The organism is Agrobacterium tumefaciens (assembly GCF_031801495.1).
Taxonomy (GTDB): Bacteria; Pseudomonadota; Alphaproteobacteria; order Rhizobiales; family Rhizobiaceae; genus Agrobacterium; species Agrobacterium tumefaciens_K.
Window position 1 is genome coordinate 1,741,786 of sequence record NZ_JAOEGC010000002.1, and the last position, 13,467, is coordinate 1,755,252.

Sequence of the window (13,467 nt, forward strand, 5' to 3'; positions counted from 1 at the left end):
TCAGACGCGGCGCTTCTTGCGCGGACGGCAACCGTTGTGCGGGATCGGCGTCACGTCGCGAATGGAAGTAATCATGAAACCGGCAGCCTGCAGAGCGCGAAGTGCCGATTCACGACCCGAACCCGGACCGCAAACTTCGACTTCAAGCGACTTCATGCCGTGTTCCTGAGCCTTCTTCGCGCAATCTTCAGCAGCGATCTGGGCAGCGAACGGGGTCGACTTACGCGAACCCTTGAAGCCCTTTGCACCAGCTGACGACCAGGCGATAGCATTGCCCTGCGCGTCAGTGATGGTGATCATCGTGTTGTTGAAGGTCGAGTTGACGTGCGCAACGCCAGACGTGATATTTTTGCGTTCGCGACGACGGACGCGTGCGGCTTCCTTGGCCATGGTATACCTTTCGTTGATCTCTTCACCGCCGTAACACCAGCGGCTACACCGGCAATCCACCCGTCAACGGGCTTTTCGCCAAACTCAGAAAGGCTGGCGCGGACTGCACCAGCCTCCCCTTCCGGAAAACCGGAAAATTACTTCTTCTTACCAGCGATAGCCTTCGCCGGACCCTTGCGGGTGCGGGCGTTGGTGTGCGTGCGCTGACCGCGGACCGGAAGGCCACGACGATGACGCAGGCCGCGGTAGCAACCGAGGTCCATCAGACGCTTGATGTTCATCGAAGTCTCGCGACGCAGGTCGCCTTCAACCTGGTAATCGCGGTCGATTGCTTCGCGGATCTGAAGAACTTCAGCGTCCGTCAGCTGATGAACGCGCTTGTCAGCCGGAAGGCCAACCTTGTCCATGATTTCCTGTGCGAATTTCGGACCAATCCCATGAATGTAGGTCAGCGCAATAACAACGCGCTTCGCAGTCGGGATATTGACGCCAGCGATACGTGCCACGTCTCTTCTCCTTGGTTCCAGTTGCCATCCGGCAAGTGGTGATTCCATTTGAGCGGCACGAAAGACCGCCAGTTAAAATTGGTGTCCGTGACAAGTCAAAACGACCGAACCCGGATTTCCCTTCCCTTTGGGAAATCCGCGCCAGTCGCTTGGGTTGTCGCGAGTTGGCGCGGTGTTTAACGGAATCAGCGCAAAAAAGCAACCAGCCCCGCCAAGATTCTTTTTTTGACCACAAGGATCGATCCGCCGTATCAGGCAGATGCTTTTTCGAGAGCACCTTCGATGGCGTGCGTCACGGCATCAACATCCGCCATGCCGTCCAGCGTCACCAGCTGCCCCTGCTCGCTGTAATACTGCGACAGCGGCGCCGTCTTTTCGCGATACTCGGTCAGACGCTTGCGGAAGGACTCCGGATTGTCGTCCGAACGAACTGTTCCGCCTGCGGCGATGGTTTCTGCCACGCGGTTTTCGATTCGGCGAATCAACGCCTCCTCATCCACCTTCAACTCGATGACGGCATCGAGAGCGAGATTGTTGCTGCGCATGTTGTCCGCAAGCGCCTTGGCCTGCGGCACGGTGCGCGGATAGCCGTCGAGAATAAATCCCTTCGCACAGTCCGCGCCGACGATTCGTTCGGAAACGATTTGATTGACGATATCATCAGAAACCAGCCCGCCCGCATCCATGACGGCTTTGGCGCGTTTGCCTATCTCTGTACCTGCGCTGACGGCAGCGCGAAGCATGTCACCGGTAGAAAGCTGCGGAATCCCATACTTGTCGGTCAAGCGCTTTGCCTGGGTTCCTTTGCCCGCACCCGGCGGACCCAAAAATATCAGTCTCATCGTCCCCTCTTTCCTCCACGCAACTTCGATTTCTTGATCAGCCCCTCGTACTGCTGGGCAATCAGGTGACCCTGAATCTGCGCAACGGTGTCTAGCGTTACACTGACTACGATCAAAAGCGAAGTACCACCAAGGGCTAATGGTATACCCGTCCGAGCGATAAGTGTCTCAGGAAGGATACATACGAAGACCAGATAAATCGCACCGATGACGGTGATGCGAGTCAGAACGTAATCGATGTATTCCGCGGTACGGTCGCCAGGACGAATGCCAGGAATGAAGCCGCCATGCTTTTTCAGATTGTCGGCCGTGTCCTTCGGATTGAAGACGATGGCCGTATAGAAGAACGCGAAGAAAGCGATCAGAAGGCCGTACAGCGCCATGAACAGCGGCTGACCATGTTGGAGGGCGGCGATTATGGACGTTGCCCATGTCGGCAGGCTGGTATTGCCAGCGAAGCCTGCAGCCGTCGCTGGCAGAAGCAGCAGCGAGGATGCGAAGATCGCCGGAATGACACCCGCGGTGTTCAGCTTGAGCGGCAGATGCGACGTATCGCCCTGGAACATGCGGTTGCCAACCTGACGCTTCGGATATTGGATCAGAAGACGACGCTGCGCACGCTCCACGAACACGATCAGGGCGATGACAAGGATCGCGACCACGACAACGAGGAGAATGAGCGTGGTGGACAGCGCGCCCGTACGGCCGAGTTCCAGCGTACCGGCCAGAGCCGTCGGCAGACCAGCAGCGATACCGGCGAAGATGATCAGCGAAATACCGTTGCCGATACCGCGCGAGGTGATCTGCTCGCCGAGCCACATCAGGAACATCGTGCCGCCGAGCAGGGTGATGACCGTCGAGACACGGAAGAACCAGCCCGGATCGATGACAAGGCCGCTACCGCTCTCAAGACCCACGGCAATGCCATAGGCCTGAAGCGTGCCAAGCAGCACCGTGCCATAACGGGTGTACTGGTTGATGATCTTGCGTCCGGCTTCGCCTTCCTTCTTCAACGCTTCGAGCGAGGGCACGACGGACGTCATGAGCTGCACGATGATCGAAGCGGAGATGTAAGGCATGATGCCGAGGGCGAAAATCGCCATGCGCTCGACAGCGCCACCCGCAAACATGTTGAAAAGACCGAGAATACCGTTGGCCTGGCCACGGAAGGCCTGCGCATAGGCTTCTGGGTTCAAGCCCGGAAGCGGAATATGGGTACCGAGACGGTAGACGAGAAGTGCGGCAAGTGTAAACCAGAGACGCTTTTTCAGATCCTCCGCCTTAGCGAAGGTCGAAAAATTCAGGTTCGAAGCCAGTTGTTCCGCTGCTGAAGCCATAAATTTCTCCGAAGGACCTCTGCCTACCGGTAACAACCGGCACATGCGGAAAGGTCTAAAAGATACTGGTCAAAAACCGGGCTTCGGACGAACGCGGCTTTCCGCCGCCATCATGCCTCACCCTGTTTTCGTGTGTCTATCCCCTCCCCTGCGGGAGATCAAGACCGTGAGGCTCTCATATAGGAGCGCAAACGCCCGGAGTGAAACACACCGGGCGCCTGAAGTTCAAAATATTACTCGGCTGCTTCTGCTGCAACGACGAGAAGCTTGACGGAACCGCCAGCCTTTTCGATCTTTTCGATCGCAGGCTTGGAAGCGCCAGCAACTTCGAAGGCAACCTTTGCCTTCAGTTCGCCGTCAGCGAGAATGCGAACGCCGTCCTTTTCACGACGGATAACGCCAGCAGCCTTGAGAGCGGCTGCGTCGACCGTTGCGGAGGCGTCGAGCTTCTTGGCGTCGATAGCCGTCTGGATGCGACCGAGCGATACGACAACATATTCGGAAGCGAAGATGTTGTTGAAACCGCGCTTCGGCAAACGACGGTAGATTGGCATCTGACCGCCTTCGAAGCCGTTGATAGCAACGCCCGAACGAGCCTTCTGACCCTTAACACCGCGACCACCGGTCTTGCCCTTGCCGGAACCGATACCGCGACCTACGCGGATACGGTCCTTGGAGGAGCCTTCGTTGTCTCTGATTTCATTGAGTTTCATGATAGGTTACTCCGTCTCACTTCTCGTCAACGACGCGAACGAGATGCTGGACCGCACGGATCATGCCGCGAACCGCCGGAGTATCTTCCAGGGTGCGCTGACGGTGCATCTTGTTGAGACCCAGACCGACCAGCGTCTGACGCTGGATTGCCGGGCGGCGGATAGGGCTGCCGATCTGTTCGACCGTAACAGTCTTCTTGGCTTCAGTAGTCTTCTTGGCCATGATCCAGCTCCTTATTCTTCAGAAGCGTTGCCGGAAGCGGCACGACGAGCCTGAAGGGTCGCATACTTCAGACCGCGCTGTGCAGCGATGTCCTTCGGATGAACCTGATGCTTCAGAGCGTCAAACGTAGCGCGAACCATGTTGTACGGGTTCGAAGAACCGGTCGACTTGGCAACAACGTCGTGAACGCCGAGCGTTTCGAAAACAGCGCGCATCGGGCCACCGGCGATGATACCGGTACCGGCCTTTGCGGAGCGCAGCAGAACCTTGCCGGCGCCGTGACGGCCATTCACGTCGTGATGAAGCGTACGGCCATCGCGCAGCGGTACGAAGATCAGATCGCGCTTTGCGCTTTCAGTTGCCTTGCGGATAGCTTCCGGAACTTCACGAGCCTTGCCGTGACCGAAGCCAACGCGGCCCTTCTGGTCGCCAACGACGACGAGAGCGGCAAAACCGAAGCGACGGCCGCCCTTCACAACTTTTGCAACGCGGTTGATCGCGACCAGCTTGTCGACGAATTCGCTATCACGCTCTTCGCGGTTCTGGCGATCTTCGCGAGAACCTCTTTTATCCTGTGCCATTGTCCTTGTCCTTTTTCTTTTGCGGGTGGAACGGCAAACGAGAAGAGGACCACCGGCTTCATCGCTGAAACCCGCATGGTCCGGTGAAAATCCGCCCGGATAAAACCGGGCGGACAAAAGATCAGAAGTTCAGACCGCCTTCGCGGGCAGCCTCTGCCAGGGCCTTTACGCGGCCGTGATAGATGAACGCGCCACGGTCGAATACGACATCCTTGACGCCTGCCTTGGCGGCGCGCTCTGCAACGAGCTTGCCGACAACCGATGCTGCTGCAACGTCAGCGCCGGTCTTCAGCGAACCGCGCAGATCGGCTTCGAGCGTGGAGGCAGACGCAAGGGTCTTGCCAGCAACGTCATCGATGATCTGGGCGTAGATGTTCTTCGACGAGCGATGAACCGACAGGCGCGGGCGGCCGTTGGCAACCGCCTTGAGCTGGCGGCGCACACGGCTCGCGCGACGTGCAAGTGCTTCTTTCCTGCTAGCCATTTCGCGTGATCCTTACTTCTTCTTGCCTTCTTTGCGGACAATACGCTCTTCAGCGTACTTGACGCCCTTGCCCTTGTAGGGCTCGGGGCCGCGGTATTCGCGGATTTCCGCTGCAACCTGTCCGACCTGCTGCTTGTTGATGCCGGAAATGATGATTTCCGTCGGCTTCGGCACGGCAATGGTGATGCCCTGCGGCGGCTCGTAAACAACGTCGTGGCTGAAGCCGAGTGCGAGCTGCAGGTTCTTGCCCTGCATCGCGGCACGGTAACCGACGCCGTTGATTTCGAGCTTGCGCTCGTAGCCGTCCTTGACGCCCTTGAAGATGTTCTCGATCATCGTGCGGGACATGCCCCACTTCGAACGAGCTTCCTTCGAAGCGTTAGCCGGCGTTACCGAAACGCCGTTATCTTCGAGCTTGAGCTGGATGTCGTCGTTTGCGACGAAAAACAGTTCGCCCTTCGGGCCCTTGGCGGTGACCTTCTGGCCATCGACATTGGCCGTCACACCCGCGGGAACCGGAACGGGCTTTTTACCGATACGAGACATTTTTCAATCCTGTCTGTTCGCTATGGAGATCCTTGCGCGGCCTTAGAAGACCGAGCAAAGAACCTCGCCACCAACGTTCTGTTCGCGAGCCTGGTGATCAGCCATCACACCCTTCGGAGTCGAAAGGATGGTGATGCCGAGACCGTTCGCGACCTGCGGAATAGACTTTACCGAGACATAAACTCGGCGGCCCGGCTTGGAAACGCGGCCGATCTCACGGATCACGGATGCGCCTTCGTAGTACTTCAGTTCGATGTTGAACTCGGACTTGCCGTTTTCGAAATCGACCTTGGAATAACCGCGAATGTAGCCCTCAGACTGCAGCACGTCGAGAACGCGTGCGCGGAGGCTGGAGGCAGGCGTGCTTACCGAAGACTTGCGGCGAGCAGCACCATTGCGGATGCGGGTGAGCATATCACCCAAAGGATCAGTCATGGTCATGTGCCCGTCTCCTTACCAGCTCGACTTGACAACGCCCGGCACCTTGCCGGAATTGCCCAGCTCACGAAGCGCAATACGCGACATCTTGAGCTTGCGATAGAACGCGCGCGGACGGCCCGTTACTTCGCAGCGGTTACGGATGCGCGTCTTCGAGCCGTCACGCGGCAGCGAAGCGAGCTTCAGGGTGGCCTGGAACCGCTCTTCGATCGGAAGGGACTGGTTCATGACAATAGCCTTGAGGGCGGCACGCTTGCCAGCCTGGGAGGCTACCGTCTTGCGGCGGCGCTTGTTCTTTTCAACTGCGCTTGTTTTCGCCATATCGGAGTTCCTTTTCTACGCTCGTCGTTACGGTTAGTGACGGAACGGGAAGTTGAACTCTGTCAGAAGAGCCCGTGCTTCGTCGTCCGAAGTCGCCGTCGTGCAAACGATGATGTCCATGCCCCACATCTGATCAACCTTATCGTAGTTGATCTCAGGGAACACAATGTGCTCCTTGATGCCCATGGCGAAGTTGCCACGGCCGTCAAAGCTCTTCGGGTTCAGGCCCCGGAAGTCGCGAACGCGCGGCAGCGCGATGTTGACCAGACGATCAAGGAATTCGTACATGCGCGCGCCACGAAGGGTAACCTTCGCACCGATCGGCATGCCTTCGCGAACCTTGAAGCCCGCGATGGAGTTGCGAGCCTTGGTCACAACCGGCTTCTGACCGGCAATAGCGGCCAGATCGGCAGCAGCAACAGTCGGCTTCTTGGAGTCGGCAGTCGCCTCGCCCACGCCCATGTTGATGACGATCTTGTCAAGCTTCGGGATCATCATAACGTTAGCGTAGGAGAACTTCTCCTGCATGGCGCCACGGATACGCGAAACGTATTCCGTCTTGAGACGCGGTTCGTACTTGGTCTCAGCCATCGATGACTTCTCCCGAACGCTTGGCCACACGGACCTTCTTGCCTTCTACAACCGTGAAGCCAACGCGGGTCGGCTTGCCATCCTTATCGACGATGGCAATGTTGGAGATGTGCAAGGATGCTTCCTTGTTGATGATGCCGGCTTCCTGGCTCTGGGTCTGGCGCTGGTGACGCTTCACCATGTTGACGCCACTCACGACAGCCCGGTCTTCTTTCGGCAAAACCTGGATCACTTCGCCGGTACGGCCCTTGTCCTTACCGGTCAATACGACAACTTTGTCGCCTTTACGAATCTTCTGCATCGCAATTGCCCCTTACAGTACTTCTGGAGCCAGCGAGATGATCTTCATGTGGTTCTTGGCGCGAAGTTCACGCGGAACCGGTCCGAAGATACGGGTGCCGATCGGCTCTTTCTTGTTGTCGATAAGAACAGCTGCGTTGTTATCGAAACGGATGACGCTGCCGTCAGCGCGGCGGATGTCCTTGGCGGTACGTACAACAACCGCCTTCATCACGTCGCCCTTCTTGACGCGGCCGCGCGGAATAGCTTCCTTGATGGAAACGACAATGATGTCGCCAACAGAAGCATACTTGCGCTTCGAGCCGCCCAGCACCTTGATGCACATGACACGACGTGCGCCGGAATTATCCGCCACGTCGAGGTTTGTTTGCATCTGAATCATGTCAGGTCGCCTTCTTGTTGTTACCAGAACGGTTGGGCAAACTCTTACGAGCAAGCCCCCTGCCCCAGCTTATGAATATCTGTTTGTTTGCGCGGAAATGTCGTGACAGGGTGGTTTCCCTAAGGACCTTCCGTGCGCATCAAAGCAAAAGACGCCCGTGACACGAGCGTCCTTGCGGTGCTTCATACAGATTTTCGCGCCGAATACAAGTGAGTCGGCGCGATTCTGTTGAAATTAAGCGTGGGCGGAAACGACCGTCCAGCGCTTGTCCTTGGAGATCGGTGCGCATTCCTCGATGGAAACGACATCGCCGACCTTATACTGGTTGTTTTCGTCGTGCGCCTTGTACTTCTTCGAACGGCGAACGGTCTTCTGGAGCAGCGGGTGAGCGAAACGACGCTCAACGCGGACCACGACGGTCTTCTCGTTCTTGTCGGAAACGACGACGCCTTGCAGGATGCGTTTGGGCATATTGTTCTTCCCTTAGGCCTTGGCTTCTGCTGCCTTTTGGGCAGCAATGGTTTTGACGCGGGCGATGTCCTTGCGGACTTCGTTGATGCGCGAGGACTTTTCCAGCTGGCCGGTTGCCTTCTGGAAGCGCAGGTTGAACTGCTCCTTCTTCAGGTCAGCGAGCTTGTCCTTGAGCTGATCGGCGCTGAGGCCGCGAACGTCTTCGGCTTTCATGTGCCTTGCTCCTTACTCTGCGATGCGCTGTACGAAGCGCGTCTTCACCGAGAGCTTGGCAGCGCCGAGACGAAGCGCCTCGCGGGCGATCTCCTCGGACACACCGTCGATCTCGAACATCATACGACCGGGCTTGACTTTGCATGCCCAGTAATCGACCGAACCCTTGCCCTTACCCATACGAACTTCGGTCGGCTTAGCCGTGACCGGAACGTCAGGGAATACACGGATCCAAACACGACCTGCGCGCTTCATGTAACGCGTGATCGCGCGGCGGGCCGCTTCGATCTCGCGTGCATTAACGCGGTTCGGTTCCTGCGACTTCAAGCCGAATTCACCGAATGCGAGGTCAAAGCCGCCCTTGGCGACGCCCTTGATGCGTCCCTTGAACTGCTTGCGGTACTTAGTACGCTTTGGCTGCAACATTTTCTTACTTCTCCGAGCTTATCTTTCGCCAGCGTTTATCAAGCGTTTTCGCGACGACGATCGGAACGATCGCCACGCTCGCGGCTTGCCGGACCCTGGGCATCGCCTTCGAGCGCGCGACGCTCGGAAGCCATCGGATCGTGCTCAAGGATTTCGCCCTTGAAGATCCAGACCTTGATGCCGCAGATACCGAAAGCGGTTTCTGCTTCAGCTGTGCCGTAATCGATGTCCGCACGCAGCGTGTGCAGCGGAACGCGACCTTCGCGGTACCATTCGGTACGAGCGATTTCTGCACCACCGAGACGGCCGCCGCAGGTGATCTTGATGCCTTCGGCGCCAAGACGCATTGCGGACTGAACAGCGCGCTTCATCGCGCGGCGGAAAGCCACGCGGCGCTCGAGCTGCTGGGCGATCGACTGTGCAACGAGCGTTGCGTCGACTTCAGGCTTACGCACTTCAACAATGTTGAGGTGCGTTTCGGAGTCGGTCATCGAAGCGATCTTCTTGCGAAGCTTCTCGATGTCAGCACCCTTCTTGCCGATGATCAGACCCGGACGAGCCGAGTGAATGGTCACGCGGCACTTCTTGTGCGGGCGTTCGATGACGACCTTGGCAATACCAGCCTGCTTGAGTTCCTTGACCAGGTAAGCCCGGATAGCAAGGTCTTCATGCAGCAGCTTGCCGTATTCAGCGGTGTCAGCGTACCAGCGGCTGTCCCAGGTACGGTTGATGCCGAGGCGGAAGCCGATTGGATTGATTTTCTGACCCATTATGCGGCCTCCCCTTTTTCCTCGACTTCACGAACAACGATCGTGAGGTGAGCGAACGGCTTCTCAATGCGGGATGCACGACCACGGCCACGAGCGTGGAAACGCTTCATGGTAATGGACTTGCCAACATAAGCCTCGGCGACGACGAGAGCGTCGACGTCGAGGTCATGGTTGTTTTCCGCATTGGCAATTGCAGACTCGAGCGTCTTCTTGACGGTGCCTGCAATGCGCTTGCGGGAGAATTCGAGCTCAGCGAGAGCGCGATCAACCTTCTTGCCACGGATAAGAGCGGCAACCAGGTTCAGTTTCTGGGGGCTGACGCGAAGCGTACGGGCAACGGCCTGAGCCTCGTTGTCCTTCAGCCGGCGTTCGGTCTTAGCCTTCGCCATGATTACTTCCTCTTTGCCTTCTTGTCCGCGCCGTGACCGTAATAGGTACGGGTCGGAGAGAATTCACCGAACTTGTGACCGACCATGTCTTCGTTGACGGAGACGGGCACATGCTTGCTGCCGTTGTACACGCCGAAAGTCAGACCGACGAACTGCGGCAGGATCGTGGAGCGACGGCTCCAGATCTTGATTACTTCGTTGCGTCCGCCTTCGCGCACCTTCTCAGCTTTTTTGAGAAGATAGCCGTCAACAAACGGACCTTTCCATACTGAACGAGCCATTAGTGACTTCCTCTCTTACTTCTTACGCTGATGGCGCGAGCGCATGATGAACTTGTCGGTCGACTTGTTCGAACGGGTACGCTTGCCCTTCGTGGGCTTGCCCCACGGAGTTACCGGGTGACGACCACCCGACGTACGACCTTCACCACCACCGTGCGGGTGGTCGACCGGGTTCATGACGACGCCGCGAACGTGCGGACGCTTGCCGCGCCAACGCGAACGACCGGCCTTGCCGTCGTTGATGTTGGCGTGATCGGCGTTCGAAACAGCACCGATCGATGCGAGGCACGAGCCATGCACCAGACGCTGTTCGCCAGAGTTGAGACGCAGGATTGCCATGCCGGCATCGCGACCAACGAGCTGAACGTACGTGCCGGCGGAGCGAGCGATCTGACCGCCCTTGCCCGGCTTCATCTCGACGTTGTGGATGATCGAACCGACCGGAATGTACTGAAGCGGCATGGTGTTGCCCGGCTTCACGTCCACTGCCTTGTCGGAGGCGATCACCTTGTCACCAGCAGCGAGACGCTGTGGCGCGAGAATGTAAGCCTGTTCGCCGTCTGCATACGTAACCAGCGCGATGAACGCGGTGCGGTTGGGGTCGTATTCGAGACGCTCAACGGTGCCTTCTACGTCGAACTTGCGACGCTTGAAGTCTACCAGACGGTAGGTCCGCTTGTGACCGCCACCCTGGAACCGGACGGTGATCCGGCCCTGGTTGTTACGGCCACCCTTGGAGCTGAGGCCCTCGGTGAGAGCCTTTACCGGCTTGCCCTTGTAGAGCGAAGCGCGGTCCACGATAACCAGCTGACGCTGGCTTGGCGTGGTCGGATTGAAACTTTTCAATGCCATTTTATTGTTCCCTTTTGGGTCTTTGCCCGCTTGGGCCTAACCTTTAGAGTCCGGTGGACACGTCGATGGATTGACCTTCGGCGAGCGTAACGACGGCTTTCTTGACGTCTTTCAGCTTACCGGCGAACCCACGGAAACGACGGGTCTTACCCTTGCGGATAAGCGTGTTCACAGCCGTGACTTTGACGCCGAAGAGAGCTTCGACAGCAGCCTTGATTTCAGGCTTAGAAGCGTCCTTGGCGACATTGAATACGACCTGGTTCTGTTCGGATACCAGCGTCGACTTTTCGGTGATCGAAGGAGATACGATCACATCGTAGTGGCGAAGATCCGTCATTTGAACCGCTCCTCGAGGGCTTCAACCGCAGCCTTGGAAAGCACGAGCTTGCCGCGACGCAGGATGTCGTAAACATTGATGCCCTGTACCGGCAGAACGTCCACGTTCGGGATGTTCTGGGCTGCGAGCTTGAAGTTGCCATCAAGTTCAGCGCCGCCGATGACGAGAGCGTTGGTCAGGCCGAGCGAAGCGAAGCTGCCGAGCAGAGCCTTGGTCTTTGCTTCAGACGCAACGAGCTGATCGACGATGATCAGTTCTTCAGCCTTCAGCTTTGCAGACAGGGCGTGACGCAGAGCGAGCGCACGAACCTTCTTCGGAAGATCGTGAGCGTGGCTGCGAACGACCGGGCCGTGAGCCTTGCCGCCGCCGCGGAACTGCGGTGCGCGAGCCGAATGGTGACGAGCGCGGCCCGTACCCTTCTGCTTGTACATCTTCGCGCCGGTGCGGGAAACTTCCGACCGGTTCTTAGACTTGTGGGTTCCCTGCTGCTTCTTGGCAAGCTGCCAGCGAACCATACGGGCCAGAATGTCCTGGCGTGGGTCGAGGCCGAAAATTTCGTCCGACAGGGATACCTTGCCGGCGTCTTTTCCCTCGAGGGTTTTGACGTTCAATTCCATTGATAAGGCTCCCTTACTTCGCAGCCGACTTGACGGCGTCGCGGACGATGATCCAGGAACCCTTGGAACCGGGAACTGCACCCTTCACAAGGATGAGACCACGGTCTTCGTCAGTTGAAACAACTTCAAGGTTCTGGGTCGTAACGCGGGTCTGGCCCATATGACCAGCCATGCGCTTGCCCTTCCAGACGCGGCCCGGATCCTGGTTGGAACCGGTCGAACCGTGTGCACGGTGCGAGATCGAGTTACCGTGCGAAGCGCGACCACCACCGAAGTTGTGGCGCTTCATTGCACCGGCAAAACCCTTACCGATCGTCGTACCAGTGACGTCGACCAGCTGGCCAGCCTGAAAATGATTTGCGGTCAGTGTTGCACCGATGTCGATCAGGTTCTCGGCGGATACCCGGAACTCGACCAGCTTTGCTTTCGGCTCGACGTTGGCTGCAGCAAAATGGCCGCGGAGCGCCTTCGTCGTGTTTTTGACCTTGGACTGGCCTGCACCGAGCTGAACTGCGGTATAGCCATTCTTGTCTTCTGTACGCTGGGCAACAACTTGTACGTTATCCAGCCGCAGAACTGTTACCGGGATATGTTCACCAGCGTCGTTGTAGACGCGGGTCATTCCCACTTTCTGTGCAATCACACCTGAACGCATTGGTTCATCCTCTTGCGAGCCTTGAAGGGAAAACCCTTATCGGCCTTTGTTAAGGAGTGCCCTTCGACATCTCACGATGTTTCCGGTCTCCGGTTTGGAAGCCGTTGGATTTCTCCACGTACCTTCCTTGTTATCTCAGCCCTCACTCGCGTGAGTTCAGGCCGGGTCTTAGAGCTTGATTTCCACGTCAACGCCAGCAGCGAGGTCGAGCTTCATCAGAGCATCAACAGTCTGCGGGGTGGGGTCAACGATGTCGAGAAGACGCTTGTGCGTCCGCATTTCGAACTGTTCACGGCTCTTCTTATCAACGTGAGGAGAGCGGTTAACGGTAAACTTTTCGATGCGGGTAGGCAGCGGAACCGGGCCGCGAACGCTGGCGCCGGTGCGCTTTGCGGTCGACACGATTTCACGGGTAGAGGCATCGAGGATCCGGTGATCGAACGCCTTGAGGCGGATACGGATATTCTGGCCGTTCATTCGTCTTGTCCTTGTTCTTTGTTATTCGTTTCCGCACGCGGAAACACATGAACTTCTATTGATCGTGGCGCCGCAGATTTTCAAAAATCGAGAGAATTGCCTGAGAGCAAGCCAATCATTTCGGTAGTCTGTATTGCTAAAATCACCGCGCTTCGCAATCGCTTGCGAATCCAGCGGTGAGTGTGAGTGCGCGTTTACGCGCTTTCACCGAATTTTTCAAGCATTAAAAATGCAACGCCGTCACGCTTTTATCAAAAGCCCGGCGGCGGTGTTGTTCACACCGCCGCCGTACTGCATTTCAGATCGAGAGATTACTCGACGATCG

General features: G+C 57.5%; 25 protein-coding genes. All 25 read right to left on the reverse strand.

Features of this window, described 5'->3' with window-relative positions; translation table 11 throughout:
- The 25 genes from rpsK to rpsJ all read right to left on the reverse strand — a co-directional run bounded on the left by rpsK (nucleotide 1) and on the right by rpsJ (nucleotide 13,142).
- The gene (rpsK, locus tag N7578_RS17885) at nucleotides 1-390 is read right to left on the reverse strand and encodes a 30S ribosomal protein S11 (RefSeq protein ID WP_003495225.1); all 390 of its coding nucleotides are present in this window, start codon (nucleotides 388-390) and stop codon (nucleotides 1-3) included.
- A gap of 137 nt (nucleotides 391-527) precedes the next feature.
- Nucleotides 528-896, reverse strand: a complete 369-nt coding sequence (gene rpsM, locus N7578_RS17890; protein WP_003516122.1) for a 30S ribosomal protein S13 — start codon at nucleotides 894-896, stop codon at nucleotides 528-530.
- Nucleotides 897-1,147: 251 nt separating this feature from the next.
- Nucleotides 1,148-1,738, reverse strand: coding sequence for an adenylate kinase (locus N7578_RS17895; protein ID WP_311111598.1), 591 nt, complete (start codon nucleotides 1,736-1,738; stop codon nucleotides 1,148-1,150).
- Nucleotides 1,735-3,075 carry a preprotein translocase subunit SecY gene (secY, locus tag N7578_RS17900; RefSeq protein ID WP_311111599.1) on the reverse strand — a complete coding sequence of 447 codons (1,341 nt, stop codon included), beginning with the start codon at nucleotides 3,073-3,075 and terminating at the stop codon, nucleotides 1,735-1,737. The genes N7578_RS17895 and secY overlap by 4 nt, the downstream gene beginning before the upstream one ends.
- Nucleotides 3,076-3,308: 233 nt before the next feature.
- Nucleotides 3,309-3,788, reverse strand: a complete 480-nt coding sequence (gene rplO, locus N7578_RS17905) for a 50S ribosomal protein L15 (protein ID WP_311111600.1) — start codon at nucleotides 3,786-3,788, stop codon at nucleotides 3,309-3,311.
- A gap of 16 nt (nucleotides 3,789-3,804) precedes the next feature.
- Complete coding sequence (gene rpmD, locus N7578_RS17910; RefSeq protein WP_003495212.1) at nucleotides 3,805-4,011, reverse strand: 50S ribosomal protein L30; 207 nt, start codon at nucleotides 4,009-4,011, stop codon at nucleotides 3,805-3,807.
- An 11-nt stretch (nucleotides 4,012-4,022) separates the two neighbouring features.
- A complete protein-coding gene (gene rpsE / locus N7578_RS17915; protein ID WP_035224070.1) occupies nucleotides 4,023-4,592 on the reverse strand; it encodes a 30S ribosomal protein S5 in 570 nt (189 codons plus the stop codon).
- A gap of 121 nt (nucleotides 4,593-4,713) precedes the next feature.
- Nucleotides 4,714-5,076, reverse strand: a complete 363-nt coding sequence (gene rplR, locus N7578_RS17920) for a 50S ribosomal protein L18 (RefSeq protein WP_311111601.1) — start codon at nucleotides 5,074-5,076, stop codon at nucleotides 4,714-4,716.
- A gap of 12 nt (nucleotides 5,077-5,088) precedes the next feature.
- Entirely contained in the window at nucleotides 5,089-5,622 is a 534-nt protein-coding gene (rplF, locus tag N7578_RS17925) for a 50S ribosomal protein L6 (RefSeq protein ID WP_311111602.1), read from the reverse strand.
- Nucleotides 5,623-5,664: 42 nt separating this feature from the next.
- On the reverse strand, nucleotides 5,665-6,063 hold the full coding sequence (gene rpsH / locus N7578_RS17930; RefSeq protein ID WP_138790870.1) for a 30S ribosomal protein S8: 399 nt from the start codon (nucleotides 6,061-6,063) through the stop codon (nucleotides 5,665-5,667).
- Between the two features lie 12 nt (nucleotides 6,064-6,075).
- Nucleotides 6,076-6,381: a 30S ribosomal protein S14 gene (gene rpsN / locus N7578_RS17935; RefSeq protein WP_138790871.1), complete on the reverse strand. Its 306-nt coding sequence runs from the start codon at nucleotides 6,379-6,381 to the stop codon at nucleotides 6,076-6,078.
- Between the two features lie 33 nt (nucleotides 6,382-6,414).
- A complete protein-coding gene (gene rplE / locus N7578_RS17940) occupies nucleotides 6,415-6,972 on the reverse strand; it encodes a 50S ribosomal protein L5 (protein WP_311111603.1) in 558 nt (185 codons plus the stop codon).
- Nucleotides 6,965-7,273, reverse strand: a complete 309-nt coding sequence (gene rplX, locus N7578_RS17945; RefSeq protein ID WP_311111604.1) for a 50S ribosomal protein L24 — start codon at nucleotides 7,271-7,273, stop codon at nucleotides 6,965-6,967. The genes rplE and rplX overlap by 8 nt, the downstream gene beginning before the upstream one ends.
- A gap of 12 nt (nucleotides 7,274-7,285) precedes the next feature.
- Nucleotides 7,286-7,654, reverse strand: a complete 369-nt coding sequence (gene rplN, locus N7578_RS17950; RefSeq protein ID WP_003495199.1) for a 50S ribosomal protein L14 — start codon at nucleotides 7,652-7,654, stop codon at nucleotides 7,286-7,288.
- 234 nt (nucleotides 7,655-7,888) lie between these two features.
- Nucleotides 7,889-8,125 carry a 30S ribosomal protein S17 gene (gene rpsQ, locus N7578_RS17955; protein WP_045017083.1) on the reverse strand — a complete coding sequence of 79 codons (237 nt, stop codon included), beginning with the start codon at nucleotides 8,123-8,125 and terminating at the stop codon, nucleotides 7,889-7,891.
- Nucleotides 8,126-8,137: 12 nt separating this feature from the next.
- A complete protein-coding gene (gene rpmC, locus N7578_RS17960) occupies nucleotides 8,138-8,338 on the reverse strand; it encodes a 50S ribosomal protein L29 (RefSeq protein ID WP_311111605.1) in 201 nt (66 codons plus the stop codon).
- A 12-nt stretch (nucleotides 8,339-8,350) separates the two neighbouring features.
- Nucleotides 8,351-8,764, reverse strand: coding sequence for a 50S ribosomal protein L16 (gene rplP, locus N7578_RS17965; RefSeq protein WP_003495190.1), 414 nt, complete (start codon nucleotides 8,762-8,764; stop codon nucleotides 8,351-8,353).
- A 38-nt stretch (nucleotides 8,765-8,802) separates the two neighbouring features.
- On the reverse strand, nucleotides 8,803-9,534 hold the full coding sequence (gene rpsC / locus N7578_RS17970) for a 30S ribosomal protein S3 (protein WP_311111606.1): 732 nt from the start codon (nucleotides 9,532-9,534) through the stop codon (nucleotides 8,803-8,805).
- Nucleotides 9,534-9,923 (reverse strand): 50S ribosomal protein L22, encoded by a 390-nt coding sequence (gene rplV, locus N7578_RS17975; RefSeq protein WP_003521005.1) that lies wholly within the window; start codon nucleotides 9,921-9,923, stop codon nucleotides 9,534-9,536. Before rplV ends, rpsC begins: the two co-directional genes overlap by 1 nt.
- Nucleotides 9,924-9,925: 2 nt before the next feature.
- Entirely contained in the window at nucleotides 9,926-10,204 is a 279-nt protein-coding gene (gene rpsS, locus N7578_RS17980) for a 30S ribosomal protein S19 (RefSeq protein ID WP_075627127.1), read from the reverse strand.
- 15 nt (nucleotides 10,205-10,219) lie between these two features.
- Nucleotides 10,220-11,056: a 50S ribosomal protein L2 gene (gene rplB / locus N7578_RS17985; RefSeq protein WP_311111607.1), complete on the reverse strand. Its 837-nt coding sequence runs from the start codon at nucleotides 11,054-11,056 to the stop codon at nucleotides 10,220-10,222.
- Between the two features lie 43 nt (nucleotides 11,057-11,099).
- Complete coding sequence (locus N7578_RS17990; protein ID WP_063948592.1) at nucleotides 11,100-11,393, reverse strand: 50S ribosomal protein L23; 294 nt, start codon at nucleotides 11,391-11,393, stop codon at nucleotides 11,100-11,102.
- Entirely contained in the window at nucleotides 11,390-12,010 is a 621-nt protein-coding gene (gene rplD / locus N7578_RS17995) for a 50S ribosomal protein L4 (protein ID WP_003495173.1), read from the reverse strand. The genes N7578_RS17990 and rplD overlap by 4 nt, the downstream gene beginning before the upstream one ends.
- Before the next feature lie 13 nt (nucleotides 12,011-12,023).
- Nucleotides 12,024-12,665 carry a 50S ribosomal protein L3 gene (gene rplC / locus N7578_RS18000; protein WP_311111608.1) on the reverse strand — a complete coding sequence of 214 codons (642 nt, stop codon included), beginning with the start codon at nucleotides 12,663-12,665 and terminating at the stop codon, nucleotides 12,024-12,026.
- A gap of 168 nt (nucleotides 12,666-12,833) precedes the next feature.
- Nucleotides 12,834-13,142, reverse strand: a complete 309-nt coding sequence (gene rpsJ, locus N7578_RS18005) for a 30S ribosomal protein S10 (protein ID WP_003507767.1) — start codon at nucleotides 13,140-13,142, stop codon at nucleotides 12,834-12,836.
- Nucleotides 13,143-13,467 lie beyond the last annotated feature (325 nt).